Here is a 26,316-nt window from a genome sequence, read left to right as displayed (position 1 = left end):
AGGTGCCTGTGCAACAAAAAACCCCTCGTGCCATAAGGCAAGCGAGGGGAGCGCGCCGGGAGGGGTCGCTGAGCGGTCTGGGGCTCAGCTTCAGCCGACGCGCTTTCCAAGTACGAGAATTCGGGTGCGCATGGCACTGACCCTCCCCCCGGCACGCACCGCATGTCAAGGCGGTGGGACGGGAGTCTCATTATGTGAGCGAAGGGCACTGCCGCCTCCGAGAACAGCGGGGACACCACCGGTGTACACCCCCGAGGCCCCTTCCATTGTTCGTTCACCTCCGGGGCGCCACTGCGGTTCTCTCACGCCACCCGCGAACGCGGGCTCGGCCGGGCCGTGCGGCACCGGATAGTGGCCGGAAGCCAGCGCTCGGCGCAGCCGGTACTCGTCCAGCGGACCGGAGAACGCCATGCCCTGCCCATGTGTGCAGCCCATCGCGCGCAGGGCCACGACCTGCTCCGGAAGGTCCACGCCGTCCGCCACTGACTGCAGCCCCAGATCACCGGCGATCCGCAGCAGCCCACTGGTGATCTTGTGCAGCCGAGCCGACTCGACAACGCCCTCGACCAGCGAGCGGTCGAGTTTCAGTACGTCGACGGGGAGCCGCCTGAGCGCGGTGATCGCCCCGTATCCGCTGCCGAAGCCGTCGAGCGCGATCCGGACACCCAGCCGGTGCAACACCCCAAGACGTCGCTCCAGCTCGTCCAGGGACACGCGCGGATCGGTGTCCGCCAGCTCGATCACCAGCGCCCCGGACGGCAGCCCGTGCCGGGTGAGCAGCGCCTCGATCGAGCCGAGCGGCATCGACCGGTCCAGCAGCCGCCGGGCACTCACCCGTACGGTCACCGGGACGGCCGACCCCGTCGCGGCCCGCTCGGCTGCCTGCTCGACGGCCTCCTCGAGCACCCAGCGGCCCAGCTCCTGCGTCTTGTCGCTGTCCTCGGCCACCCGCAGGAACTCGGCCGGGGTGAACAGCACCCCCTGCGAAGATCGCCAGCGCGCCTGAGCGGCGACCGATGTGATCCGGCCGTTCTCGAGACAGACGACGGGCTGGTGCAGCAGCGCGAACTCGCCGTCGTGCAGCGCGGCCCGCAGGCGCGTGGCCAGCTCCGCCTTCCGTACGACGTCCTGCTGCATCTGCGGTGCGTACAACTCCACGCGGCCCTTGCCGGCCGCCTTGGCGCGGTACATGGCGAGGTCGGCGTTGCGCTGGATCTCGCCCGCGCCCAGGCCCGCCTCGGCGAAGGCCACGCCGATGGACGCGTTGACCCGGACGTCGTTGCCGTCGATGAGATACGGCTGCGAGAGCGTGACCCTGAGGCGGTCGGCGAGCTCCAGTATGTGACGTTCGCGGGAGGCGCGGTCACGGGTGCCGTCCCCGACGATCAGGGCCGCGAACTCGTCGCCGCCCAGGCGGGCAGCGGTGTCGCCCTGGCGGACGCCGTCCTGGAGTCTGCGGGCGGCCTGGACGAGCAGTTCGTCCCCGGCCTGGTGCCCGATGGTGTCGTTGACCGCCTTGAAGCCGTCGAGGTCGATGAAGAGGACGGCCGTACCGGCGAGTGCGGCGCCCCGGTCGGAGGCGCGACGGCCGGACAGGGCCTGCTGGACGCGCTGGGTGAACAGGGCGCGGTTGGGCAGGTCGGTGAGCGGGTCGTGTTCGGCGTTGTGCTGGAGCTGCGCCTGCAGGCGCACTCTTTCGGTCACGTCCCGGCTGTTGAAGATGAGGCCGCCGTGGTGGCGGTTGACGGTGGACTCGACATTGAGCCAGCCCCCACCGCCGGCCTTGAAGCGGCACTCGATGCGCGTAGTGGGTTCTTCGAGCGGGCTGGCGGCGAGGAAGCGGCGCACCTCGTGCACCACGCAGCCCAGATCCTCCGGGTGGATGAGATCGGCCAGTTCCGTACCCACGAGGTCCTCGGCGGGGCGGCCGTAGACCCCGGCGGCGGCCGGGGAGACGTACCGGAGGATGCCGTTGGGTGCGGCGATCATGATGACGTCGCTGGAGCCCTGCACCAGGGAGCGGAAGTGGTTCTCCTTCTGCGCCAGTTCCTGGGTGAGGGTGATGTTGTCGAGCAGCATGATGCCCTGGCGCACCACGAGGGCGAGCACGACCGTGCCGCCGGTGAGGAGCACCACGCGGTCGACGCTGCGGCCGTTGAGGACGTTGTAGAGGATCCCCAGGGTGCAGACCGCGGCGGCGAGATACGGCGTGAGGGCGGCCAGCGAACCGGCGATGGGCCGGGCGGCCGGATACCGGCTGTGATCACCTCCCTGCGGAGGTGTGTGGTGGTGGCCGCCGCCACGCTGTCCGGGCAGGTGCTCGTGCACCACGCGCGTGTGCCCCTCGTCCTCCGGTTGCCCGTGCCGCGGTGCGGCCCAGGGGGCGTACGCCAGGAGCAGCGAGCCGGCGAACCACCCCGCGTCCAGCAACTGGCCGGAACGGTAGGTGTAGTGCAGCAGCGGTGAGGTGAACAGGGCGTCGCACATCACGGTCAGGGCGAGCGCGCCGATCGCGGTGTTCACGGCGGTGCGGTTCCCCGAGGAGCGCCGGAAGTGCAGCGCGAGCACCATGCTGACCAGGGCGATGTCCATCAGCGGGTAGGCCAGCGACAGCGCGGTGTGCGCCACGCTCGATCCCTCGGACTTCGCCGCCTGGGCGAGCGCGAGGCTCCACGACAGCGTCAGCAGCGAGCCGCCGATCAGCCAGGCGTCGAGGCCCAGGCAGACCCAGCCCGCCTTCGTCACCGGCCGTTTGGCGAGGACCAGCAGGCCCACGATGGCGGGCGGTGCGAAGCAGAGGAAGAACAGGTTGGCGTAGCTGGGGCTGGGCACGGGCTGTCCGAGGACCACCTCGTACCACCCCCAGACCAGGTTGCCGAGGGCTGCCATCGCCGAGGAGAGTGCGAACAGCAGCCAGGCGGGCCGAAACCGGATGCGCCGGCTTCGGGCATAGAGAAAGCAGGACACGGCCGCGGCGGCCGCCGCGGCGCTCAGACCGAAGTCGCCCATGATCAGCGCGACTTGGTGTGAGCCCCAGCCGAGCGCGGAACCGACGGCGTATCCCGCGCACACCAGGGCCAGTGACAGTTGGAGGACCGGGCTCGACGCGCCGCCGGAGGACGGTGGCCGGGTCAGCAGCGCCCGCGTCGGGCGCTGCGCGCGCAGCGCTCCGTCGAGGGTGGTCGTGGTGGGCAGCGGCGAGGTCACCGGGCCCTCCCGGTCCACACCGCTCCGGGGTCCCGGGGGTCCCAGTGCGCCGGGTGCGCATGCCTCCTGCGGCTGCTGTGCCTGCGGTGATGATGGCTGTGGTGATTGGCGTGGTGGCCGCGTCTGCGCGCGGCGGTGCCCCAGGGTCGCCGCCGGCGGCCTCGCCGCGTCGGATCGTTCGTCCATAGGCCGTGCATCGCCCGTCGCCCCCCTCACAGTCTGAAATGTCCATCCCCGGCGCCGAACGGTGCGCGGCGCATCCCCTGTCGGGACGATACACCAGTCTCGTCACTCAGGGACATAGCCTCTCTACGCTCCGTGACGACCAGCGACGATGTGGGCACGTACCGCGTTCGGAGGATTGCGGAGGGTACTCGAAGCGGATTACACGCCCGTTTCGTCCGGCTCCTGTGCGCTCGCGGCATCCGTCGCGCGTATGCCGGTCGCGCCTGTCGTAAGGATCACGTTCCGCAGCGGCTCATGGTTCATGAAACGGCTCAACTGGTCCGTGAGAAGCCGCTTGGCGCGCGGCAGGAAGGCGGATGTGGGCCCGCCGACGTGGGGGCTGATGAGCACGCCGGGCGCGTGCCACAGGGGGTGTTCGCGGGGCAGCGGTTCGGGGTCGGTGACGTCGAGGGCGGCGGTGATGCGACGGCTCTCCAGTTCGGCGAGCAGGGCCTTGGTGTCGACGACCGCGCCGCGGGCGACGTTGACGAGGAGCGCGCCGTCCTTCATCCGGGCCAGGAAGTCGGAGTTGACCAGGTGGCGGGTGTTTTCGGTCAGGGGCGTGGACAGGATGACGACGTCCGCCTCGGGCAGCAGGGCGGGCAGTTCGGTGAGCGGGTGCACCAGGCCGCGCGCCGTGGTGCGCTCAGAGCGCGCGACGCGCGCCACCCGCGCGAGCTCAAAAGGCGCGAGCCGGTCCTCGATGGCGGCGCCGATCGAGCCGTATCCCACGATGAGCACGTTCTTGTCGGCCAGCGCCGGCCGGAACCCGCCGAGCCACTCGCCCCGGTCCTGCGCCCGCACGAAGTCGGGGACACCGCGCAGCGAGGCGAGGATCAGGGTGAGCGTGAGCTCGGCGGTGCTCGCCTCGTGCACCCCGCGCGCGTTGCACAGCCGTACGCCGGAACGCAGATGCCTCAGCCCCGGCTCGACGTGGTCGATGCCGGCGGACAGGGTCTGCACGACCTGGAGGGACGTCATCTCGGGCAGCGGGCGCTGCCCGATCTCGGGCGCCTTCATATAGGGCACCACGTAGTAGACGCAGTCGGCAGGGTCCGCGGGGAAGTCCTCGCCACCGTTCCAGTAGCGGTAGTTCGGCCCTTCCGGGAGCCCTTCGATCTCTTCCGGCGGGATGGGCAGCCACACGTCAGCAGTCATGCCAGGAGGCTAGGGCCTGTCCGGCGGATCAGGTCGGAGGGAGGCGGCGGTGCCTGATCAGCCCCGCGTCTGCGGCAGGATCCGCGGGACAGGCCCTAGGTCAGGGGTGCGAGGGCTCAGAGGTTAGGTTGGGGGCGCGGAAGAGGGAGGGTTACGGGCAGGTGGAGCGCAGGACGATCGGCGCGGCGGCGCTCGTGGTGGGGGCCGTCGGACTCGGGTGCATGCCGATGAGCTGGGCGTACAGCGGCTCGCGGCAGCGGGGCGACGAGTCGCTCAGGGCCGTGCACCGGGCGCTCGATCTGGGCACGAACCTGCTCGACACGGCCGACATGTACGGCCCGTTCACCAATGAGCTGCTGGTGGGGCGGGTGCTGAAGGAGCGCCGCGAGGACGCCTTCGTGTCGACGAAGGTCGGCCTGCTGGTCGGCGAGCAGCACGTCGTGGCCAACGGGCGGCCGGGCTATGTGAAGCGGGCGTGCGACGCGTCGCTGCGGCGACTGCAGACCGATTACATCGACCTCTACCAGCTGCACCGAGCGGACCCGGAGGTTCCGGTCGAGGAGACCTGGGGCGCGATGGCGGAGCTGGTCCAGGCCGGAAAGGTACGGGCGTTGGGGCTGTGCGCGGTGGGCGCGCGCTCCGGGCGGCGGCCGGGGGCCCGGCTGCACGACGCGACGGTCCGGCAGTTGCAGCGGGTGCAGCAGGTCTTCCCGGTGAGCGCGGTGCAGGCGGAGCTGTCGGTGTGGTCGCCGGAGGCGCTGGAGACGCTGCTGCCGTGGTGCGAGGCGCGCGGCGTCGGTTTCCTGGCGGCGATGCCGCTCGGCAACGGCTTCCTGACCGGCACGCTCACACCCGGCGAGGGCTTCGAACCGGACGACGTCCGGGCCCGTCACCCCCGCTTCACGGCCGAGATGATGGCCGCGAACCAGCCGATCGTGGCCGGTCTGCGCCGGGTGGCGCGCCGCCATGGCGAGGACATCACACCCGCCCAGGTGTCCCTGGCATGGGTGCTGGCCCAGGGACGCCATGCGGTCGCGGTGCCGGGCGCCAAGCAGGAGCGCTGGGTGGCGGAGAACGCGGCGGCGGCCGGGGTGGGGCTCACGGCGCGGGACCTGGCGGAGGTGGCGGAGCTGCCGGGGGCGCAGGGGTCCTGGGACTGAACGCGGCGGGTTGCGGACGTTTCGGGACGTTCTGGTGCCGATGTCCGGAGCTTGGTTGGCCCTGGGGTGATTCGGGATTGGCTGATCGGGAACCTGTGGGGCGCGAGCGGTGTATGACAAGTAGAACTCGCCGCGTCGAAGGGACCATGATCGTGCAACGTCGAGCTGTGGCGGCCGTATTGGCCGCCGCCACACTCCTGCTGACGGCCGGCTGCTCCTCCGACGACGGAGGCTCGGGATCGTCGGGCGGCGAGGAGAGCGCTTCAGCGGGTGGTACGAGCCCGCAGTCATCGCCCTCGGGACAGGCCGCCGAGGCCACCCCGCCCGCGAAGGGCTCGGTGAAGGTCGTGCGCACGGTCACCGAGGACCTGAGCACCCCGTGGGGCCTGGCCCCGCTCCCCGACGGCGACCTGCTGGTCTCCTCACGCGACGAGGCCACGGTCACCCGGGTCGACACGGAGACGGGCAAGAAGACCGAGCTGGGCGAGGTGCCCGGGGTGTCCCCGGCGGGAGAGGGCGGCCTCATGGGCCTCGCGCTCTCCCCGGACTACGCCTCGGACCACATGATCTACGCGTACTTCACCTCGGCCTCGGACAACCGCATCGTCCGCATGCTGTACGAGGAGGGGAAACCGTCCGGCGAACAGCTCGGCGCGCCCAACACGATCTTCCGGGGCATCCCCAAGGGCTTCATCCACAATGGCGGCCGGATCGCCTTCGGCCCGGACAAGATGCTGTACGCGGGCACGGGCGAGAGCGGTGAGGAAGGGCTGTCCCAGGACCAGGACTCCCTGGGCGGCAAGATCCTCCGCCTGACCCCGGAGGGCGACCCGGCACCGGGCAACCCGTTCTCGAACTCGCCCGTGTACTCCTACGGCCACCGCAATGTGCAGGGCCTTGCCTGGGACTCCAAACAGCGGCTGTTCGCCGCGGAGTTCGGCCAGAACACCTGGGACGAGCTGAACGCGATCAAGCCGGGCGACAACTACGGCTGGCCGGAGGCCGAGGGCAAGTCCGACAACTCCGCCTACCACAACCCCATAGCCCAGTGGGGCACGGAGGACGCCTCCCCCAGCGGCATCGCCTACGCCGAGGGCTCCGTCTGGATGGCGGGCCTGAGGGGCGAACGCCTGTGGCGCATCCCCCTCAAGGGCACGGAGGCCTCGGCCGACCCCCAGGCCTTCCTCGAAGGCGAGTACGGCCGGCTGCGCACAGTGGTCTCGGCGGGCGGCGACAAGCTGTGGCTGGTGACCAGTGAGACCGACGGGCGCGGTTCCCCGTCCGGCGGCGACGACCGGATCCTGGAGGTGCAGGTGAAGTAGGCCCGCCTCTCACTCCCCGGCGGCGGACTCCGTGTCGTCCTCATCCGGCGTCGACTGCCGTACGACGACCTTCCCGGACGCAAGATCTATCGGACCGCGCCCGGGGGCCCGTCCCCGACATCCTCCCGGGTCAGTTCCAGCCGGTTCTGCTCGTCACGGGTGTGCTTGCGGCCCGGGGAGAACAGTTCCTCGAAGGCGTTGAACATGGTTCTTCCTTCCCCGGGCCACGTGGCAGCGGTGATTATTCGTCTATGAGCGACTGATCGAGGACCGCCACGGAGACGATCCGGATGTCCTCACCGCTGACGGCCTGCGACACCGTCGTGAAAGGGTCCTCGGCGAGTCTCAAGAGCCCGCGCTCCAGAAGCTTGCGTCGGTCCTCGGGGAGCGCATCTCGCTGTGCCGCAGCACGCTCGGTGAACTCAATCTGGTACAAGACGGCTCCTCCCGAGTGGCCGACCTCCATTATCGCGCGGCGAGCCGGTCCTCATGCCCCGACGGAAACAGCCCCAGCCGATGCGCCACCGCCGCCGCCTCTCCCCTGCCCGAGACGCCGAGTTTGGACAGGATGTTGGAGACGTGGACGCTGGCGGTCTTCGGGGAGATGAAGAGTTCCTCGGCGATCTGGCGGTTGGTGCGGCCGGCGGAGACCAGGCGCAGGACGTCGCGTTCCCGGCCGGTGAGGCCGAGGGCGTCGGCCGGGTCGGCGGGGGCGAGCGGCTGCTTGGGGGTGTGGGTCAGGGCGAGGCGGGCGCGCTGGGCGAGCAGGGCGGTCGCGTCGGCCAGTGGGCGGGCGCCGAGGTGGTCGGCGACGGCATGGGCGAGGCGGAGCAGCTCGGCGGCCCGGTCACGTTCGTCGTCGCCGCCGGACGGCAGCAGGGCCTCGGCGAGGCGGTACCGGACGCGGGCGAGATGGTAGGGCCGGTCGAGGCATTCGAAGGCGGCGACGACCTCGGACCAGTCGTCCGGGGTGCCGCGCGCCTCGGCCCGCAGCAGTTCGGCGCGGACCCAGCGTTCGTACGCCTGCCAGACGGGGACGTTCGTCGCCAAGGTTTTGGTGGCGGTGCGGATGCGGTCGAGGATCTCGGCCCGGCCCGCATCGGCGGTGGACAGGCCGCGGGCGTCGGCCTCCGCGGTGGCGGCGGTGAGGAGCAGGGGCCAGGCGTAGCGCTGGGTGCCGGGTGGGAAGCCGGTGTCCAGGACGCGCTCGAGTTCGGCGCGGGCGTCGAGGAGGCGGCCCTCGGCGACGGCGATGCCGATCGCGATGCGGACCAGCGGCAGCTCGAGCTGGGGCACGTTGTCGTGGGTGCCGAAGTGCCCGCGGGCCGCGGACAGTTGGCGGCCGGCCTCGGCCAGGTCACCGCGGGCGAGCGCGAGCAGGGCATGCGTCTTGGCGCGGAAGCCGCGGGGCTTTGCGCTCTGGCCGACACGCTCCGAAGTGTCGGCGGCTTCGGCCGCCTCGGTCCAGCGGCCCAGGGAGTGGAGGGAGTCCGCGAGATTGCCCCACACCCAGGCCTCGGTGTCCGGCAGGCCCAGTCCCCGGGCGAAATCGACGCCTTCCTGGAGCACGGCGACGGCCTCCTGTGAGCGGCCTATGCCTTCCAGGTGGGAGGGCAGGTTCACAAAGGCGCGGCCCATCACGGAGACGTCGCCGAGCGTGGCCACCTGCTCCTTGACCCGGTACACCTGGGCGAGCCCGGGCTCGATGTCACCGGAGTCGATCATGAGTCCGCCGAAGGTCAGCCGTGCGTTCATCTCGATGTCGCGGGCGCCGACCATGCGGGCGTACTCCACGGCGCGTTCGGCGGCGGTGAGCGCGTCGGGGCCGGGGTTGTGCAGCATCGACCAGTTGGCGACCGAGGAGAGGACCTCGGCATGCACTTCGGAGGGCGGCAGGCCGCGTACGAGGTTCTGGGCGGTGGCCAGTTCCTGCCATCCGTCGCCGCGGCCGAGGGCCTGGATCAGCCGGGCCCGCTGGTTCCAGAACCAGGCTGCGCGCAGGGAGTCTCCCTCGTCCTCCAGCAGCCGAATCGCCCGCTTGGTGATCTTCAGGGCGCGTTCCCGCTCCCCGCACAGCCGCCCGGCGACGGCGGCCTCGGCCATCAGGTCGAGGGAGCGCAGCGGGGTGGTGGCGGGATCGCAGCCGCAGGGGGGATAGACCTCGGTGTAGTCGACGGGGCGCAGCGTGGCGCGGATCTCCTCGGGGGCGGTGTCCCACAGCTCCATCGCCCGCTCCAGCAGCCGGAGTTGTTCGGAGTAGGCGTGCCGGCGGCGGGCGGTGACGGAGGCGGCGAGGACGGCGGGCAGGGCCTTGGCGGCGTCATGAGCGTGGTACCAGTAGCTGGCCAGGCGCATGACGCGCTCGTCGACGGGGACGAGCGTGGGGTCGACCTCCAGGGCTTCGGCGTAGCGGCGGTTGAGCCGGGAGCGCTCGCCGGGCAGCAGATCGTCGCCGACGGCCTCGCGGACCAGGGAGTGGCGGAAGCGGTAGCCGTCCTTGTCGGGGGCGGCGCTGAGGATGTTGGCGTTCACGGCGGCCCGCAGCGCCTCGATCAGGTCGTCCTCGGCGAGCCCGGCGATGGCGGCGAGCAGCCGGTACTCCACGGCGGAGCCGCCCTCGGCGACGATCCGGGCGACCCGCTGGGCGCTCTCGGGCAGGCCCTCGACCCGGACCAGGAGCAGATCGCGCAGGGAGTCCGTGAGCCCGGTGCGAGAGCCCTCGGCGGCGGAGACGGCGAGTTCCTCCACGAAGAAGGCGTTGCCGTCGGAGCGCTGGAAGATCTCGTCGACCTGGGCGGGGTCGGGCTCGGCGGCGAGGATGCCGGCGATCTGGCGGCTCACTTCCTCGCGGCTGAAGCGGCTGAGTTCGATACGGCGGACCGTGCGCAGCCGGTCGAGTTCGGCGAGCAGGGGGCGCAGTGGATGGCGGCGGTGGATGTCGTCGGAGCGGTAGGTGGCGAGGACGACGAGGCGGCCGGTGCGCAGCGTGCGGAACAGGTAGGCGAGGAGGTGGCGGGCGGAGGCGTCGGCCCAGTGCAGGTCCTCCAGCGCGACGACGACGGTGTGGTCGGCGGCGACGCGCTCCAGCAGGCGGGCGGTGAGTTCGAAGAGGCGGGCCATGGCCTCCTCGTCGTCCCGGCTCGTGGCCCGCGCGGTGAGTGTCTCGCCCATCTCGGGCAGCAGCCGGGCCAGTTCCTCCTCCTGTCCGGCGGCCGCGGCGGCCAGTTCCTCGGGCAGGGCGCGGCGCAGGGCACGCAGGGCGGCGGAGAAGGAGGCGAAAGGCAGTCCGTCGGCGCCGATCTCGACACAGCCGCCGAGCGCGACGACCGCGCCCTGCCGGCACGCCGCGGTGGCGAACTCCTCGACGAGCCGCGTCTTGCCGACCCCGGCCTCACCGCCGATCAGTAACGCCTGCGGCTCGCCGGCAGCGGCGCCGGCGAGCGCGTCGTTCAGCATGTCCAGCTCGTCACCACGGCCGACGAAAACGGGACTTACGGACCTGGTCTCCACAGCCCCGAGCATCGCACGGGGGTCCGACAACGCGGGACCGGTTTTCTTCGAGGTGGTCGTCGGGACAGTGGTCCGAGCCGGAGTGCGAGCGAGGGCCGTACCGCTGGTCGGTACGGCCCCTGCACCCCCGCCCTCCCCCGCGCTCATGCGACCCGGGCGAACCGGTGCCGGCGTGGGCGGTGGGTATGGCTGTCCGGCTCGGCGGTGCGTCGGGCCGCTTCGCGGCGGGCGGCGCGGCGAGCGCGGACGGCCTCGCGGGCAAGCCGCTCCCGCTCTGCCTGGCGGATGAGCTCGGCGGAACGGAGCTGCAGCATCTCGTACTCGTACATGGTGTCTCCCTGGTGAGAGTCGGTTTCGGGTCTCGCTTTCTGCGATGCCTCAACCTTCGTCTCCCAGGGGGGTCCGCCACATCGGGAGAGTTCCGCATCTTCGGCGGTGGGCGGTGCCTTAGACGTGCGTGAGGGGTCCCAGGAACTCCGTAAGGTGCTTACGGATGCCCTAAGACCCCTCAGGACCTGCGATGGTTCAGCTCGTGGAGGGCAGGCCGACCAGGACGTCGGTGTACGTGAGGACGGCGAGCAGCAGCCCGATGACGCCGAGCGAGACGCCCGCCCAGGAAACCGACTTGATCCACACCGGCTGCGGCTTGCCCGGGACGCCGAACGCCGGCCGGGCGAGGACCGCGACGCCGATGAGCAGCGCGACCAGCGCGAAGGCCCCGCCCCACAGCGCGGTGGCCTCCCAGGCGTCGCCGTAGACCGCCTGAAGCTGCGTGGCGACGCTCGCGTTCGACGCGGCCTGCATCTCCAGCTGGCCGTGGATCTCCTCGCTCGCCGAGGCCACCGTGCCGACCCAGCTGCCGGTCAGCGAGACCACGCCGAGCGCGGCGGAGACGATGGCGCCGACGCCCTGACCCACTCCGGACGACTCCTTCACCTGGGCCTCGGGCAGCTCGTCACCGTCCTCGTCCTCGGCGGACTCGATGTCGGACGGCTCGGCCGCGCCCTCGGTCCCGGTCTCTTCGTCGGCCTTGGTGACGTCCACCTTCTCCTGGTCGGTCGTGGCCTCGGTGCCCGTCTCGACACCGGTTTCGTCGTCTGTCTTGGTTCCCATGCTGCGCACCGTACGGATCCTGTCTGAGAAGTCTCTTAATGATCGCTGTCAGTGGCACGCGCGCGTGCTTCACGCCATTCGGGGGCGAGGATCGACCACACCTCCAGGTCGTGCCGTACGCCACGATAGGGGTGCGCCTCCCGCCGTATGCCGTCGCGGGTCATTCCGAGCCGCCGGGCCACGTTCAGGCTGGCCGTGTTGCCCGCGGCCGCCACCCATTCGATCCGGTGGATGCCGCGCTGCTCGACGGCGAACTCGATGAGGACCCGCATCGCGCGCGTGACGAGCCCGCGGCCCGTACCGGCGGGCTCCAGCCAGCAGCCGACCTCGCCGTTGCCGTGCTCGGCGTCGAAGTTCAGGAAGAGCACGCCGCCCACGAGCTTGCCGTCGAGCCAGATGCCGTGCAGGGAACCGGTGTCGGCGGCGCGCATGTCGGCGTACCGCTGGAGCGCCTGCCGGGCGGACGGCACGTCCGTGGCCTTGGAGCCGAAGGGGACGTACTGGTTGATGAACTCCCGCCCGCGCTCCAGGTGAGCCAGGAACTCCTCGGCGTGCCAGGGCTCCAGGGGCCGCAGTTCAGCGTCGTCACCCAGGGATATCGCGTACATCCTGATCCCGCTCCTTCTCCAGCTGCTCCACGACGTCGACGTCGGCGAGCCTCTCATGGGCGGCGCGGGACTCGGGCGGCTCGATGCTGATGCGCGGGAGGTACTTCTCCAGCGGGCGCGGTAGCCACCAGTTGGCGCCGCCGAGCAGATGCATCAGGGCCGGCACCAGCAACGTACGCAGGACGAAGGCGTCGAGGGCGACCGCGGCGGCCAGCGCGATGCCGAACATGGCGATCACGCGGTCGCCGCTGAGCACGAAGGCGAGGAAGACCGAGATCATGATGACGGCGGCGGAGTTGATCACCCGGCTGGTCTCGGCGAGGCCGATACGGACGGCCCGCCGGTTGTCGCCGGTCTCCAGCCACTCCTCGTACATCCGGCTGACCAGGAAGACCTGGTAGTCCATGGAGAGGCCGAACAGCACCGACACCATGATGACCGGCAGGAACGGCTCGATCGGTCCCGCCCGCCCCAGCCCCAGCAGCTCGCTCCCCCACCCCCACTGGAAGATCGCGACGACGACACCGAACGCGGCGGCGACGGCGGCCACGTTCATCGCGGCGGCCTTCAGCGGGATGCCGACGGACCGGAAGGCGAGCAGGAGCAGCAGACAGCCGAGGCCGACGACGACGCCCACGAACAGCGGCAGCTTGCCGACGATGACCTCGGCGAAGTCGTCGTAGGCCGCCGTCACTCCGCCGACGTGCACATCCAGCGAGGTGCCCGTCTCGGCACGCGGCAGCACCTCGGTGCGCAGCCGGTCGACGAGGGCGCTGGTCTTCTGCGACTGCGGCGAGGACTGCGGCACGACGGTCAGATACGCGGTGTGGCCGCCGGAGCTGTAGGTCACCGGTGTCACGGACGCGACGCCCTCGGTGGTGCGGAGGGTGGCGTCGAGGTTGTCGAGGGCGAGCTTGTCCTCGGCTCCGTCGACGGCGGTGACGAGGGTGAGCGGCCCGTTGACGCCAGGCCCGAAACCGCCCGCCAGCAGGTCGTACGCCTGCCTGGTGGTCGTCGTCCCGGGGTTGTTGCCCTGGTCGGAGGTGCCCAGGCGGAGCCCGAGTGTGGGCAGGGCGAGCAGCGTGATCACGGCGAGGGCGACCGCGCCGAGCTTCTTGGGGTGCCGTTCCACGAAGGCCGACCAGCGAGCCGCGAACCCGGTCGGCAGTTCGGGCTCGGGACCGTGCTCGGCGAGCCTGCGGCGCTCACGACGGCTGAGCGCCCGTGTGCCGATGAAGGACAGCAGGGCGGGCAGCAGGGTCACGGCGGCGGCGACCGTGAGGACCACGGTCAGCGAGGCGGCGATCGCGACGCCGTTCAGGAAGTTCAGCCGCAGGATCAGCATGCCCAGCAGGGCTATGCACACCGTGGCGCCCGCGAAGACCACCGCGCGCCCGGTCGTCGCGACGGCGCCGGTGACCGATTCGGTGACGGACAGCCCGCGTTTCAGGCCGCGGCGGTGTCGGGTCACGATGAAGAGCGCGTAGTCGATGCCGACGCCCAGCCCGATCAGCATGCCGAGCATGGGCGCGAAGTCGGCCACGGTCATGACATGTCCGAGCAGCACGATCCCGGCGTACGCCGTGCCGACGCTCACCAGCGCGGTGGCGATGGGCAGCAGCGAGGCGGCGAGCGAGCCGAAGGCGAGGAACAGCACGACTGCGGCGACCGCCACCCCGACGATCTCCGCGAGGTGCCCGCCGGACGACTCGGTCAGCGCGATGGCACTGCCGCCCAGCTCCACCTGAAGCCCGTCGGACTGCGCGGACTTGGCGGCGCTGACGACGGCCTGTGCCTCGGACCTGTCGATGGACTCGACCGGGTCGTCGAAGGTGACGGTCGCGTAGGCCGTACGTCCGTTGCCGCTGATCTGCGCCGCGCCCTGGCCGTCGTACGGGCTGATCACGGTGGCCACGCCGGGCAGTTCCGCGATCTCGTTCAGGGTGCGGGTCATGGTCTGTTCGACGTCGGCGGCGCGGACGGTGCCGGACGCGGTGTGCCAGACAACGGTGTCACTGTCGCCGCCGAGTTCGGGGAAGCCGTCCTGCAGCAGCTGGGTGGCGCGCCCGGACTCGGTGCCGGGAGCCTGGTAGTCGTTCGAGTACGCGGCGCCGGCGACGGCGGCGCCCGCGGTCACCCCGCCGAAGGCGAGGAGCCACAGCAGAACGGCGACGAGGCGGCGTTGGACACACCAGCGTGCAAGGGCTGCCACGAACGTGCTCCCAGGGGTGACGATTTGTGGATCTTTGACCGGGAACAGTCGTTCAGGACGTGAACGGCCCGCAAAGAACGTATGAGCAATGCGAGGACCACTCTTGCAGGCAGAAGTGATCGTTTATCGCGTTCGTGGGCTTATTCACAGGAGTGGGAGGCAGATCACAGGACAGTAACGGCCGCTCTGTCACCTCAGTCGAACTGGTCGCCCAGCGCCATCACCATCGCCCCGATGATCAGCAGCCACAACGCCCTTCGGGTACGCCCCCGGGACCCCAGGACCGACGCGAGCGCGCACACGAGCGCACCGAAGGCGTACGCCGCCGGAACGACCGTCGGCGCGGAGCCGCCGGCTCGGAGCGCCGACGCGGCCAGACCGGCGAGGGCGAGCAGCGCCCCGGTCCCGGCCGCCGTCCAGCGGGCCCGTCGCACCTCCTGCACGGAGTCCTCGGGGGTCTCGGATTCACCGCGTCCGTTCATGGCGCGCGAGCGTAGCGCCTCCGGCTGAGAAATCGGGTGCGGAGTGCTGGATGCGGCTGTTAGCTTCCGAAGGTCCGCCCTTCTCGCGGCACCTCGCCGCCGGCCGAAGCAGGTGCATTGTTTGAGCGTCCGACCGAGCTCCTCCGTATCCCTCTCCGCTTCCCAGGACTCAAGGAGCCCGTTCACCGATGCCAGACATCACCCCGAGGACGTCCCACGATGACCTCACCAAGCGGCTGACCCACGCCCGCTACCCGCGCAGCAACAGCTACGACGTCCGCTGGGTCGTCGAGAACCAGATGGGCCCGAACGCGCTGTGGCTGCTGGAGTGGCTGGCCCCCGCCCTCGGCCTGGACACCCTCCGCCCCTGCGCCCGTGTCCTCGATCTCGGCTGCGGCCGGGCCATGACCTCGGTCTTCCTGGCCAGGGAGTACGACACCCAGGTCACCGCCGCCGACCTGTGGATCGACCCCGACGACAACGCCCGGCGGATCGCCGAGGCCGGTTTCGCCGACCGTGTGCTGCCTGTGCGCGTGGAGGCACACGACCTGCCGTTCGCCGAGGGCAGCTTCGACGCGATCGTGAGCATCGACGCGTACCAGTACTTCGGTACGAATGATCTGTATCTGCCCACCCTGGCACGGCTGTTGAAGCCCGGCGGGCGGATCGGTGTCGTCGTGCCCGCACTGCGGGAGGAGCCGGAGGGCACGGAGCCCCCGGAACATCTCAAGCCCTACTGGGAGCCCGACTTCTGGTGCTTCCACACCGCCGACTGGTGGCGACGGCACTGGACACGCGGTGGCGCCGTCGAGGTGGAGGCGGCCGACTGGCTGGACGAGGGCTGGCGGGACTGGCTGCTGTGGTGCGACGTGGTCGCCGAGGAGAGCCCCAAGGAGTTCCATCGCTCGATGGCCCGCCGGGTCGGCGAGATGGTGCGGGTGGACGAGGGCCGCGCGCTGGGCTTCGTACGGCTCGTGGGGCGCCGCAAGTAGGCAAGGCGACGGCCCCGGAGGACTTGCCTCCGGGGCCGTACTACGAGTGTGGGCTCAGCCCTCGCTGACGCCCAGCTTCTCCAGGATCAGCTCCTTGACGCGAGCCGCGTCCGCCTGCCCCCGGGTCGCCTTCATGACCGCGCCGACCAGGGCGCCGGCCGCGGCCACCTTGCCGCCGCGGATCTTGTCCGCGATGCCCGGGTTGCCGGCGATGGCGTCGTCGACGGCCTGGCCGAGCGCGCCCTCGTCGGAGACGACCTTCAGACCCCGCTTGTCGACGACCTCGTCCGGGGTGCCTTCGCCCGCGAGGACGCCCTCGATGACCTGGCGGGCCAGCTTGTCGTTCAGGTCGCCCTTCGAGACCAGCTCGGCGACCCGGGCGACCTGCACCGGCGTGATGGCCAGCTCGTCCAGCGACTTGCCGGATTCGTTGGCGCTGCGGGCCAGTTCGCCCATCCACCACTTACGGGCGGAGGCGGCGTCCGCACCGGCCTCGATCGTGGCGACGATCGCTTCCAGCGCACCGGCGTTGAGGATCGCCTGCATCTCGGTCGCCGAGATCCCCCACTCCTCGCGGAGCCGGTTGCGGCGCACCAGCGGCAGCTCGGGCAGCCCGGCGCGGATCTCCTCGACCCACTCGCGGGTCGGGGCGACCGGCACCAGGTCGGGCTCCGGGAAGTACCGGTAGTCCTCGGCCTCTTCCTTCACGCGGCCCGAGGTCGTCGACCCGGTGTCCTCGTGGAAGTGCCGGGTCTCCTGGATGATCGTCCCGCCGCCGCCGAGGACGGCCGCGTGCCGCTGGATCTCGTAACGGGCCGCACGTTCCACGGAACGCAGCGAGTTGACGTTCTTCGTCTCGGACCGCGTACCGAACTTCTCCCGGCCGTGCGGGCGCAGCGACAGGTTCACGTCGCAGCGCATCTGCCCCATCTCCATGCGGGCTTCCGACACACCGAGCGCCTTGATGAGCTCGCGCAGCTCACGGACGTACGCCTTCGCCACCTCGGGAGCACGCTCGCCCGCGCCGACGATCGGCTTGGTGACGATCTCGATGAGCGGGATGCCGGCGCGGTTGTAGTCGAGCAGCGAGTGCGAAGCCCCGTGGATACGGCCCGTCGCGCCGCCGACGTGCGTCGACTTGCCGGTGTCCTCCTCCATGTGGGCGCGCTCGATCTCCACGCGGAAGGTCTCGCCGTCCTCCATCTGTACGTCGAGATAGCCGTTGAAGGCGATCGGCTCGTCGTACTGGGAGGTCTGGAAGTTCTTCGGCATGTCCGGATAGAAGTAGTTCTTCCGGGCGAAACGGCACCACTCGGCGATCTCGCAGTTCAGCGCGAGACCGATCTTGATCGCGGACTCGACGCCGGTCGCGTTGACGACCGGGAGCGCGCCGGGCATGCCGAGGCAGACCGGGCAGGTCTGGGTGTTCGGGTCGGCACCGAGCGCGGTCGAACAGCCGCAGAACATCTTGGTCTTGGTGCCGAGTTCGACATGGACCTCAAGGCCCATGACGGGGTCGTACGACGCGAGAGCGTCCTCGTACGACACCAGGTCGGTCGTGGTGGTCACGGTGAAACTTCCCTCTCAGCCCAGCAGGACGTCGTCGTCGCCCAGCCGCTTCAGTTCGCGGTACAGGATGGCGAGGCCGGTGACGACCGCGACCGCGGAGACGGTGGCGTCGATCAGCCGGAGCGTGTCCTGCTCGGCGCGGGCCTTCTTGATCTGTTTGGCGACACCGATCGCGCCGAACGCGGTGGTGGCAATCGACAGGTACGTACCGGACTTGGACTTCTTGAAGTCCTTGGCCTTGGACAGCTTGCTCACAGCGACGGTGCCTCCTCCAGAAGCGGGTGCCCCCACTTTTCCACGAAGGCGGCCTCGACGGCTGCCCCCACCTTGTACAGGCGGTCGTCCTTCAACGCCGGGGCGATGATCTGCAGGCCGACCGGGAGGTTGTCCTCCGGCGCGAGACCGCAGGGCAGCGACATGGCCGCGTTGCCCGCCAGGTTGGTCGGGATGGTGCACAGGTCCGCGAGGTACATCGCCATCGGGTCGTCGGCACGCTCGCCGATCGGGAAGGCGGTGGTCGGCGTCGTCGGCGAGACGATCACGTCGACCTGCTCGAAGGCCTTCTCGAAGTCACGCGTGATGAGCGTACGGACCTTCTGGGCGCTGCCGTAGTACGCGTCGTAGTAGCCGCTCGACAGCGCGTACGTGCCGAGCATGATCCGGCGCTTCACCTCGGGACCGAAGCCCGCCTCGCGGGTGAGGGAGGTGACCTCCTCGGCGGAGTGCGCGCCGTCGTCGCCGGTACGGAGGCCGTAGCGCAGGCCGTCGAAGCGGGCGAGGTTGGAGGAGCACTCGGAGGGCGCGATCAGGTAGTACGCGGAGAGCGCCAGGTCGAAGGACGGGCAGTCCAGCTCGACGATCTCGGCGCCCAACTCCTTGAGCAGGGCGACGGACTCGTCGAAGCGCTGGATGACACCGGCCTGGTAGCCCTCACCGCGGAACTGCTTGACGACGCCGACGCGCATGCCCTCGACGCTGCCGCTCAGGGCGGCCTCGACGACCGGCGGGACGGGTGCGTCGATCGAGGTGGAGTCCATCGGGTCGTGCCCGGCGATGACCTCGTGCAGCAGCGCCGCGTCCAGGACCGTACGGGCACAGGGCCCGCCCTGGTCGAGGGAGGACGAGAACGCGACCATGCCGTAGCGGGAGACCGCCCCGTACGTCGGCTTCACACCGACCGTGCCGGTGACGGAGGCCGGCTGGCGGATGGAACCGCCGGTGTCGGTGCCGATGGCGAGGGGGGCCATGTGCGCGGCCAGCGCGGCGGAGGAACCGCCGCCGGAGCCGCCGGGGATCTTGGTGAGGTCCCAGGGGTTGCCGGTAGGCCCGTAGGCGCTGTTCTCGGTGCTCGATCCCATGGCGAACTCGTCCATGTTGGTCTTGCCGAGGATGACGACGTCGGCGGCCTTCAGCCGCTTGGTGAGCGTCGCGTCGTACGGCGGGATCCAGCCCTCGAGGATCTTCGAGCCGACGGTGGTCGGGATGCCCTGGGTGGTGAAGATGTCCTTCAGCGCCAAGGGAACGCCGGCGAGGGGCCCGAGCTTCTCGCCCCCCGCCCGCTTCTCGTCGACGGCGCGGGCCTGGGCCAGCGCGCCCTCGCGGTCGACGTGCAGGAAGGCGTGCACCTTCTCGTCGACGGCCTCGATACGGGCCAGGTGGGCCTCGGTGACCTGCACCGCGGTGAGCTCACCGGAGGCGATCTTCGCGGCGGTCTCGGCGGCGGTGAGCTTGATGATGCTGTTGTCCGTCATGGTGGTCTTAGTCCTCCCCCAGGATCTGCGGCACCTTGAAACGCTGCTGCTCCTGGGCCGGGGCGCCGGAGAGCGCCTGCTCGGGGGTGAGCGACGGACGGACCTCGTCCGCCCGCATGACGTTCGTCAGCGGGAGCGGGTGCGAGGTCGGCGGTACGTCTTGGTCGGCGACCTCACTGACGCGTGCGACCGCGCCGATGATGTCGTCCAGCTGTCCCGCGAAGTGCTCGAGCTCTTCGGGCTTCAGCTCCAGACGCGCCAGCCGGGCGAGGTGGGCGACCTCCTCGCGCGTGATGCCAGGCATGCAGCGATCCTCTGGGGTGAGTGCGTGTGGTTTGGGGCCAATCCTATGGGGCGGGGACCCATGTCAGTGAAACGGTTTCGAGAGCGCCCCTTCAGGGGCGCGGGGCTGTATCGATATGCGGCTCCGCCGCGTGGGCGCGACAAGCCACAACGGCGCCGCAGCCGCCAACGACGAAAACCCCCACGGCGGGCCGGCGACAAAAGAACCTAGTCAGCCGCAGGCAACGCCGCCCGCGGCCGCTGCCACCCCCGCGACCCCCGCGCCCGCAACCACGCCGTCGTCTCCTCCGCCGGCATGGCCGCCGCGACCAGCCACCCCTGTACCGCGTCACAGCGCAGATCCCGCAGCCGCTCCCACGTCTCGTCGTCCTCGACGCCTTCCGCCACCACGAGCAGACCCAGCGAGTGAGCGAGATCCACCGTGCACCGCACGATCTCCGCGTCCTCGACGTCGAAGGCCAGCCGGGCGACGAAGGAACGGTCGATCTTCAGCTCGCTCACCGGCAGCCGCCGCAGATGCACCAGCGACGAGTACCCGGTGCCGAAGTCGTCCAGCGACATCTTCACGCCGTGCCCGGTCAGTCCGGCGAGGGTGTCGGCGGCCCGCTGCGGATCCTCCAGGAGCACATGTTCCGTTATCTCCAGCTGGAGCGAGCCCGCCGGGACGCCGTGCCGGGCGAGGCGTGCGGCCACCGAACCCGCGAACCCGGGGGTGTGGACGTCGCGCGGGGACACGTTCACCGCGACCGGTACGTACAGCCCCTGCGCCCGCCACCGCGCGACCTGCGCGAGCGCCGTGTCCAGCACGTACTCCGTGAGATGCGGCATCAGCCCGGACGACTCGGCGATCGCTATGAACTCGTCCGGCGGCACCTTCCCGCGCTCCGGGTGCACCCAGCGGACCAGCGCCTCAAGACCGGCGACCTGCCCGTCGAAGCGGACCTTGGGCTGGTAGTGCAGCTCCACCTCGTGCGCGTCGAGCGCACGCCGCAGATCGCCCAACAGGCCGAGGCGGTCCGGGGTGTTGGAGTCCCGCTTGGACTCATAGACCTCTACGCCCGTACGGTCCCGCTTCGCCTGGTACATCGCCACGTCCGCCCGGCGCAGCAGGCCCTCCGCGTCGAGCGCGTGGTCGGGGAAGACGGCGACTCCGGCACTGGCCTCCAGGACGAGGGTGAGTCCGTCGAGGTCGAGCGGTGAGCTGAGCGCGGCGACCAGGGCCCGGGCGATACGGGTCGCGGACGTCGTGGAGTCGGCGACCGGCAGTAATACGGCGAACTCGTCCCCGCCGAGCCGCGCGGCCTCCGCCCCCCGCGGCAGCGCCACCCGCAGCCGGTCGGCTATCTGCAGCAGCAGCCGGTCACCGGCGAGATGACCGAGCGTGTCATTGACCGACCGGAAGCGGTCGAGGTCGATCAGCATCAGGGCGGACCGTGCGCCGATGCGCTCGGCGTCGTCCAACGCGGTCCAGATGCGCTCCAGCAGCCACTGCCGGTTGGGCAGCCCGGTGAGCGGGTCGCGCAGTTGCTCCTCGGCGCGGGCCCTGGCTATCCAGAGGGTGAAGTCCAGGGCGATGAGCGGGATCGAGAACAGCGGCAGCAGCACCGGCTTGGCCACGGCCACGACACACACGAGTGGTGCGATGCCGAGCAGCGCGACCGTGACCAGGCCCTGTCTGACCAGGGCGGTGCGGGCGACCGTGGGCAGGCCGCCGGTGCGCGGGGCGTGCAGATACCAGAGCAGGGTGCGGGTGACCGCGAGGTAGGCGACCGCGACGAGGATGACTTCGGGGGCGGTGTAGAAGGTCCAGGTGTCGGGGTTCCAGGGGGTCTCGACGGACGGCACCCGGCCGAAGGCGGCCAGGACCAGGGCGCCGGCGCCGATGCCGAGGATGTCCACCGCGCCGTGCAGCAGGCCCTGCCGCCAGCGGTTGCGGCGGGCCACGCCGACCAGGACGACGACGGTGAGGCTGACCATTCCGGCGGGCACCCAGCCGTACAGCATCAGGACGGCGAGGGTGAGGGCGGCGCCGGAGCCGGTGCCGCCCCACCAACGGGCGCGGCCGAGGGCGACCAGATGGCCGACGATGATGCCGGTCAGCACGGCGAGCGACCAGCCGACGGCGCCGGACGGGAAGAGGGCGTGATCCAGGGTGAAGGCGCGGAAGAAGCCGCCGCCCAGGACGAATCCGGCCGCCGCCACGACCGCGGCGGGCAGTGCGGGCCAGGATGTGTGCCGTTCCGCGTCGGTGCCCGGCAGTGCGCTGTGCGACCGGTCGGCGGTGAGCTGTGCGGTGTTCTTCGCGTCGGCCGCGGGACGCTGCCCGGCGGTGCGCTCCCCCGTGTCCGGACGCCCCCCGGACCGCCCGCCCCATCGGCTCGCCCGCCATGCGTCGGCGACCCGGCGCAGGCGCAGCCGCGCGTATGGGGCGGCGCTCTCGGTCGGTTCCATTCCCGTCCCTCTCACAGCCGGCGGTGCCCACGCCACGCGGCCCGGTGCCGGACATCCCTCAGCGGCGCCGCGTCAGAAAACCCTTCCCCTCGCCCTTCAAGGCCCTCTCTGAGCAAGGAGATGCCCCAACCGCAGCTGGGCACGGCAGGCGCACCCCTCAACAGTAGGCCGCAGAAGGCTTCCACGGGCAGCGGTCGTCGACGGTTGCCCGATTGCGCCCCGGCCACCCGTATGCATCTGGTATGCGCCGATCGGGCGGCCTTCAACCGCTACTCCTCTGCCGGGAGGGCGACTTCGGCGGCTGCGTCCGGCCCTTGTTCCAGCAGGACGTTGAATCCGTCCTCGTTCAGAACCGGCACCTTCAGCTGCATCGCCTTGTCGTACTTAGAACCAGGATTGTCACCCACAACGACGAAAGACGTCTTCTTCGATACAGAACCGGTCACTTTGGCTCCCCGGTCCTGGAGCGCCTCCTTGGCTCCGTCCCGTGTGAAGTGTTCGAGCGTGCCGGTCACGACGACGGTGAGTCCTTCCAGCGGACGCGGGCCCTGGTCCTCGCCGGCGCCCTCCTCCTCCGTACGGACACCTGCCGCCTTCCACTTACGGATGATCTCTTGGTGCCATTCCTCGGCGAACCACTCCTTGAGGGAGGCGGCGATGATCGGGCCGACCCCGTCGGTGTTCGCCAGCTCCTCCTCCGTGGCCTGCTCGATGCGGTCGATCGAGCGGAAGTTGCGGGCCAGCGCCTCGGCGGCGACCGGGCCGACATGACGGATCGACAGGCCGGTGAGGATACGGGCGAGGGGGCGCTGCTTGGCCGCGGCGATGTTCTCCAGCATCGCGGTCGCGTTCTTCTTCGGCTCACCCTGCTGGTTGGCGAAGACCGTGGCGATCTTCTCCTCGCCGGTCTTCGGATCGCGCTTGGGCAGACCGCTGTCCTGGTCGAGGACGTACGCCTTGATGGGCAGCAGTTGCTCGATGGTGAGGTCGAACAGGTCGCCCTCGTCGAGAAGCGGTGGCGGTGGGGGTCCCCCCGCTCGAGCGGAGCCGAGAGTGGGGGAGGGCTCCAGCGGCTTGGTGAGCGCGGCGGCGGCGACATAGCCGAAGTGCTCGATGTCCAGCGCCTTGCGGCCGGCGAGGTAGAACAGGCGCTCACGCAGCTGGGCGGGGCAGGTGCGGGCGTTCGGGCAGCGCAGGTCGACGTCGCCCTCCTTCATCGGCCTCAGTGCCGTACCGCATTCGGGGCACTCGGCCGGCATCTCGAACTCGCGCTCGCTGCCGTCGCGCAGGTCGGCGACCGGACCGAGGATCTCCGGGATGACGTCACCGGCCTTGCGCAGCACCACCGTGTCACCGATGAGGACGCCCTTGGCCTTGACGATGTCCTGGTTGTGCAGGGTGGCGAACTCGACCTCCGAGCCCGCCACCGTCACCGGTTCGACCTGGGCGTACGGCGTGACCCGGCCCGTACGGCCCACGCCCACGCGGATGTTGATGAGCTTGGTGTTGACCTCTTCCGGCGCGTACTTGTACGCGATCGCCCAGCGCGGCGCACGTGAGGTGGAACCGAGCCGGCCCTGGAGCGCGATCTCGTCGAGCTTGACGACCACGCCGTCGATCTCGTGCGCCACGGAGTGGCGGTTCTCGCCGTAGTGGGCGATGAACTCCCTTACGCCGTCCAGGCCGTCGACCACCTTGTTGTGCGTGGAGGTGGGCAGGCCCCAGGTCTTCAGCAGGTCGTACGCCTGGGAGAGGCGGGTGAGGCCGTCGAAGCCCTCCAGGGCGCCGATGCCGTGGACCACCATGTGGAGCGGCAGGGTGGCCGTGACCTTGGGGTCCTTCTGGCGCAGGGAACCCGAGGCGGAGTTGCGGGGGTTGGCGTACGGCTTCTCACCTGCGGCCACGCGGCGTGCGTTGAGGTCCTGGAACGCCTCCATCGGGAAGTAGACCTCGCCGCGGATCTCGACGAGCCGGGGGACGCGGTCGCCCTTCAGCCGGTGCGGGATCTCCGCGATCGTCATGACGTTCGGCGTGATGTCCTCGCCGATCCGTCCGGTGCCGCGGGTGGCGGCCCGGGTGAGCCGGCCGTCCTCATAGGTCAGGTTCACCGCGAGGCCGTCGACCTTGAGTTCGCACAGCAGGTGGTAGTCGGGGGTGCCGACGTCCTTGGCGACGCGGTCGGCCCAGGCTGCGAGGCCCTCGTCGTCGAAGACGTTGTCGAGGGAGAGCATGCGCTCGCGGTGCTCGACCTCGGCGAGGTCGGTCTCGTACTCGACGGCGACCTTCTGGGTCGGCGAGTCCGGTGTGCGCAGCTCGGGATGCTCCTCCTCCAGCGCTTCCAGGGTGCGCAGCAGCTGGTCGAACTCCGCGTCGCTGATGACGGGAGCGTCCTTCACGTAGTACCGGAAACGGTGCTCCTCGATCTGCTCAGCGAGCTGCGCGTGCTGCTCCCGTGCCTCGGCGGGCACCGTCGTCTCCGCTTGCTTGTCGCCGGCCACCGTGTTGTCCTCCCGTTACTCTGGGTTGTCCGCGAGGGATCTCGCCGCCTGGACGCAGTGGGCGAGGGCCTTGCGTGCGTAGTCGGGGGAAGCCCCCGCGAGTCCGCACGACGGCGTGACCGTGACCGCCTCCGCGAGAAGCGCGGGAGACAGCCCCAGCCTGCGCCAGAGCGTCCTGACACCCATGACGCTACCGGCAAGGTCTGACAATGGGCCGTCCGTGCCCGGGACGACACCGGCGAAGAGCCGGGTGCCCCCTTCCACCGCTTCACCGATCGTGTCGTCATCACGCTCGGTGAGGAGGGAGAAGTCGAAGGAGATCGCGGTCATGCCCGCCCGGCGCAGCAGGGCGAACGGGACGTCCGGTGCGCACGAGTGCACCACGACCGGCCCGCCCTCGTGAACCCCGGCCACTTCGCGAAGCGCGGCCTCGACGACCTGCCGGTCGACGGCCCGGTGGGTGCGGTATCCGCTGGCGGTCTTCACCTGGCCGCGCAGCACGGCGGTGAGGGAGGGTTCGTCGATCTGGAGGACTAGTTGGGCGCCGGGTACGCGCCGCTGGACCTCCGCGAGATGCTCCCGCAACCCCTCGGCGAGCGAACCGGCGAGGTCGCGGCAGGCACCCGGGTCGGACAGTACGGACTCGCCGTTCTTCAACTCCAGCGCGGCGGCCAGTGTCCAGGGGCCGACGGCCTGCACCTTCAGCTGCCCTTCGTACCCCTGCGTGAACTCCTCCAGGGCGTCGAGGTCTTGGCCGAGCCAGGACCGGGCCCGCTTGGTGTCCCGACCCGGCCGGTCCCCGATCCGCCAGCCGCTGGGCTCCACGCGCGCGTACATCTCGACGAGCAGCCCGGCGGTCCGGCCGATCATGTCCGCGCCGGGGCCGCGGGCGGGCAGCTCCGGCAGGAACGGGAAGTCGTCGAAGCTCCCGGTGACGGTCTTGGCGGCCTCGCGGGCATCGCCGCCGGGCATGGAGCCCACGCCAGTGGCGGGACCAAAGGTGAACTGGCTGTTTTCACTCACGCCGAAAGCCTACGGAACCGCCCGGCGGAGGTCAGCGCCCCGGCCGCACCGTCAGGTCGTTGACCTCCGCGTCGCGGGGCAGGTCGAGCGCCATCAGGATCGTCGTCGCCACCGACTCGGGGTCGATCCACTGTGCGGCGTCGTACTCCTTGCCCTCCTGCTGGTGCACCTTGGCCTGCATGGGGCTCGCCGTACGGCCGGGGTAGACGGAGGTGACGCGGACGCCGTTGTCGTGCTCCTCGTTGCGCAACGCGTCCGCGAGGGCCTTCAGGCCGTGCTTGGAGGCGGCGTACGCGGACCAGTCGGCGCTCGCCCTGAGGCCCGCGCCCGAGTTGACGAACACCACGTGGCCGCGGGTGGCGCGGAGTTGGGGCAGGAAGTGGCGGGTCAGTTCGGCGGGGGCGATGAGGTTGACGTTGAGCTGGTGGCGCCAGGACTTGGGGGTCAGGTCGCCGACCGGGCCGAGGTCGACGACGCCCGCGATGTGCAGCAGGGAGTCCACCCGGTCGGGCAGCGTCTGGTGGGAGAAGGCCCAGCTCAGCTTGTCCGGGTCCGCCAGGTTGCCCACCAGTGTCCTGGCGCCCGGGAACTGAGCGGCCAGTTCCTTCGCGCGGCCCGCGTCGCGCGCGTGCAGGACGAGTTCGTCCCCGCGCGCGTGGAGGCGGCGGGCGACGGCCGAACCGATGCCGCTGCCCGCCCCGGTGATCACATGTGTAGCCATGTGCGCCATGG

General features: G+C 70.7%; 20 protein-coding genes and 1 pseudogene. 3 read left to right on the top strand and 18 right to left on the bottom strand.

Annotated elements, in window-relative coordinates:
* Window positions 1-165 precede the first annotated feature (165 nt).
* Together QQY66_RS35830 and QQY66_RS35825 are read right to left on the bottom strand one after the other, a co-directional pair.
* A complete protein-coding gene (locus QQY66_RS35830; RefSeq protein ID WP_301984482.1) occupies window positions 166-3,207 on the bottom strand; it encodes a bifunctional diguanylate cyclase/phosphodiesterase in 3,042 nt (1,013 codons plus the stop codon).
* Window positions 3,208-3,591: 384 nt separating this feature from the next.
* The gene (locus QQY66_RS35825) at window positions 3,592-4,590 is read right to left on the bottom strand and encodes a 2-hydroxyacid dehydrogenase (protein WP_301984481.1); all 999 of its coding nucleotides are present in this window, start codon (window positions 4,588-4,590) and stop codon (window positions 3,592-3,594) included.
* A gap of 161 nt (window positions 4,591-4,751) precedes the next feature.
* Here QQY66_RS35825 and QQY66_RS35820 point away from each other — a divergent pair, with 161 nt between their 5' ends.
* Together QQY66_RS35820 and QQY66_RS35815 are read left to right on the top strand one after the other, a co-directional pair.
* The gene (locus tag QQY66_RS35820) at window positions 4,752-5,750 is read left to right on the top strand and encodes an aldo/keto reductase (protein WP_301984480.1); all 999 of its coding nucleotides are present in this window, start codon (window positions 4,752-4,754) and stop codon (window positions 5,748-5,750) included.
* Between the two features lie 113 nt (window positions 5,751-5,863).
* A complete protein-coding gene (locus tag QQY66_RS35815) occupies window positions 5,864-7,072 on the top strand; it encodes a sorbosone dehydrogenase family protein (RefSeq protein ID WP_301984479.1) in 1,209 nt (402 codons plus the stop codon).
* A gap of 9 nt (window positions 7,073-7,081) precedes the next feature.
* On the opposite strand, the pseudogene QQY66_RS35810 reads toward QQY66_RS35815, so the two are convergent.
* The 8 genes and pseudogenes from QQY66_RS35810 to QQY66_RS35775 form a co-directional block, all read right to left on the bottom strand.
* Window positions 7,082-7,278: pseudogene (locus QQY66_RS35810) on the bottom strand (DUF6191 domain-containing protein).
* Window positions 7,279-7,313: 35 nt separating this feature from the next.
* Entirely contained in the window at window positions 7,314-7,508 is a 195-nt protein-coding gene (locus tag QQY66_RS35805; protein WP_301984478.1) for a type II toxin-antitoxin system RelE/ParE family toxin, read from the bottom strand.
* Window positions 7,509-7,537: 29 nt separating this feature from the next.
* Entirely contained in the window at window positions 7,538-10,594 is a 3,057-nt protein-coding gene (locus tag QQY66_RS35800; protein WP_301984477.1) for a helix-turn-helix transcriptional regulator, read from the bottom strand.
* Window positions 10,595-10,725: 131 nt separating this feature from the next.
* Window positions 10,726-10,911 carry a hypothetical protein gene (locus QQY66_RS35795; RefSeq protein WP_301984476.1) on the bottom strand — a complete coding sequence of 62 codons (186 nt, stop codon included), beginning with the start codon at window positions 10,909-10,911 and terminating at the stop codon, window positions 10,726-10,728.
* Between the two features lie 196 nt (window positions 10,912-11,107).
* A complete protein-coding gene (locus QQY66_RS35790; RefSeq protein WP_301984475.1) occupies window positions 11,108-11,695 on the bottom strand; it encodes a hypothetical protein in 588 nt (195 codons plus the stop codon).
* Between the two features lie 35 nt (window positions 11,696-11,730).
* Window positions 11,731-12,303, bottom strand: a complete 573-nt coding sequence (locus QQY66_RS35785) for a GNAT family N-acetyltransferase (protein WP_301984474.1) — start codon at window positions 12,301-12,303, stop codon at window positions 11,731-11,733.
* A complete protein-coding gene (locus tag QQY66_RS35780) occupies window positions 12,281-14,515 on the bottom strand; it encodes an MMPL family transporter (protein WP_301984473.1) in 2,235 nt (744 codons plus the stop codon). The genes QQY66_RS35785 and QQY66_RS35780 overlap by 23 nt, the downstream gene beginning before the upstream one ends.
* 194 nt (window positions 14,516-14,709) lie before the next feature.
* Window positions 14,710-14,997, bottom strand: coding sequence for a hypothetical protein (locus QQY66_RS35775; protein ID WP_301984472.1), 288 nt, complete (start codon window positions 14,995-14,997; stop codon window positions 14,710-14,712).
* Window positions 14,998-15,185: 188 nt separating this feature from the next.
* Between QQY66_RS35775 and QQY66_RS35770 the strand changes: the two genes are divergently transcribed.
* On the top strand, window positions 15,186-15,989 hold the full coding sequence (locus tag QQY66_RS35770; RefSeq protein WP_301984471.1) for a cyclopropane-fatty-acyl-phospholipid synthase family protein: 804 nt from the start codon (window positions 15,186-15,188) through the stop codon (window positions 15,987-15,989).
* A 54-nt stretch (window positions 15,990-16,043) separates the two neighbouring features.
* Here the strand turns inward: QQY66_RS35770 and gatB are convergent, their stop codons facing one another.
* The 8 genes from gatB to QQY66_RS35730 form a co-directional block, all read right to left on the bottom strand.
* A complete protein-coding gene (gene gatB, locus QQY66_RS35765; RefSeq protein ID WP_301984470.1) occupies window positions 16,044-17,558 on the bottom strand; it encodes an Asp-tRNA(Asn)/Glu-tRNA(Gln) amidotransferase subunit GatB in 1,515 nt (504 codons plus the stop codon).
* Window positions 17,559-17,573: 15 nt separating this feature from the next.
* On the bottom strand, window positions 17,574-17,813 hold the full coding sequence (locus QQY66_RS35760; RefSeq protein WP_301984469.1) for a hypothetical protein: 240 nt from the start codon (window positions 17,811-17,813) through the stop codon (window positions 17,574-17,576).
* Complete coding sequence (gene gatA, locus QQY66_RS35755) at window positions 17,810-19,309, bottom strand: Asp-tRNA(Asn)/Glu-tRNA(Gln) amidotransferase subunit GatA (RefSeq protein ID WP_301984468.1); 1,500 nt, start codon at window positions 19,307-19,309, stop codon at window positions 17,810-17,812. The genes QQY66_RS35760 and gatA overlap by 4 nt, the downstream gene beginning before the upstream one ends.
* A gap of 7 nt (window positions 19,310-19,316) precedes the next feature.
* Window positions 19,317-19,613: an Asp-tRNA(Asn)/Glu-tRNA(Gln) amidotransferase subunit GatC gene (gene gatC, locus QQY66_RS35750; RefSeq protein ID WP_007384860.1), complete on the bottom strand. Its 297-nt coding sequence runs from the start codon at window positions 19,611-19,613 to the stop codon at window positions 19,317-19,319.
* 206 nt (window positions 19,614-19,819) lie between these two features.
* A complete protein-coding gene (locus QQY66_RS35745; RefSeq protein WP_301984465.1) occupies window positions 19,820-22,063 on the bottom strand; it encodes a bifunctional diguanylate cyclase/phosphodiesterase in 2,244 nt (747 codons plus the stop codon).
* A 269-nt stretch (window positions 22,064-22,332) separates the two neighbouring features.
* A complete protein-coding gene (gene ligA, locus QQY66_RS35740) occupies window positions 22,333-24,561 on the bottom strand; it encodes an NAD-dependent DNA ligase LigA (protein ID WP_301984464.1) in 2,229 nt (742 codons plus the stop codon).
* Window positions 24,562-24,576: 15 nt separating this feature from the next.
* On the bottom strand, window positions 24,577-25,584 hold the full coding sequence (locus tag QQY66_RS35735; RefSeq protein ID WP_301984463.1) for a methionine synthase: 1,008 nt from the start codon (window positions 25,582-25,584) through the stop codon (window positions 24,577-24,579).
* A 31-nt stretch (window positions 25,585-25,615) separates the two neighbouring features.
* Window positions 25,616-26,314, bottom strand: a complete 699-nt coding sequence (locus QQY66_RS35730) for an SDR family oxidoreductase (RefSeq protein WP_301984462.1) — start codon at window positions 26,312-26,314, stop codon at window positions 25,616-25,618.
* Between the last annotated feature and the right edge of the window lie 2 nt (window positions 26,315-26,316).

Source organism: Streptomyces sp. DG2A-72, from assembly GCF_030499575.1.
Classification (GTDB): Bacteria; Actinomycetota; Actinomycetes; order Streptomycetales; family Streptomycetaceae; genus Streptomyces.
The sequence above is the reverse complement of the archived record's forward strand: the minus strand, read 5'-3'. Positions and strand labels throughout refer to the sequence as shown.

Excerpts from the sequence above, each read along its gene's own strand:
- QQY66_RS35825 (WP_301984481.1), bottom strand. The coding sequence starts at position 4,590 with ATGACTGCTGACGTGTGGCTGCCCATCCCGCCGGAAGAGATCGAAGGG.
- QQY66_RS35815 (WP_301984479.1), top strand. The coding sequence starts at position 5,864 with ATGACAAGTAGAACTCGCCGCGTCGAAGGGACCATGATCGTGCAACGT.
- QQY66_RS35800 (WP_301984477.1), bottom strand. The coding sequence starts at position 10,594 with ATGCTCGGGGCTGTGGAGACCAGGTCCGTAAGTCCCGTTTTCGTCGGC.
- QQY66_RS35795 (WP_301984476.1), bottom strand. The coding sequence starts at position 10,911 with ATGTACGAGTACGAGATGCTGCAGCTCCGTTCCGCCGAGCTCATCCGC.
- QQY66_RS35790 (WP_301984475.1), bottom strand. The coding sequence starts at position 11,695 with ATGGGAACCAAGACAGACGACGAAACCGGTGTCGAGACGGGCACCGAG.
- QQY66_RS35785 (WP_301984474.1), bottom strand. The coding sequence starts at position 12,303 with ATGTACGCGATATCCCTGGGTGACGACGCTGAACTGCGGCCCCTGGAG.
- QQY66_RS35775 (WP_301984472.1), bottom strand. The coding sequence starts at position 14,997 with ATGAACGGACGCGGTGAATCCGAGACCCCCGAGGACTCCGTGCAGGAG.
- QQY66_RS35770 (WP_301984471.1), top strand. The coding sequence starts at position 15,186 with ATGCCAGACATCACCCCGAGGACGTCCCACGATGACCTCACCAAGCGG.
- gatA (WP_301984468.1), bottom strand. The coding sequence starts at position 19,309 with ATGACGGACAACAGCATCATCAAGCTCACCGCCGCCGAGACCGCCGCG.
- gatC (WP_007384860.1), bottom strand. The coding sequence starts at position 19,613 with ATGCCTGGCATCACGCGCGAGGAGGTCGCCCACCTCGCCCGGCTGGCG.
- QQY66_RS35745 (WP_301984465.1), bottom strand. The coding sequence starts at position 22,063 with ATGGAACCGACCGAGAGCGCCGCCCCATACGCGCGGCTGCGCCTGCGC.
- QQY66_RS35730 (WP_301984462.1), bottom strand. The coding sequence starts at position 26,314 with ATGGCGCACATGGCTACACATGTGATCACCGGGGCGGGCAGCGGCATC.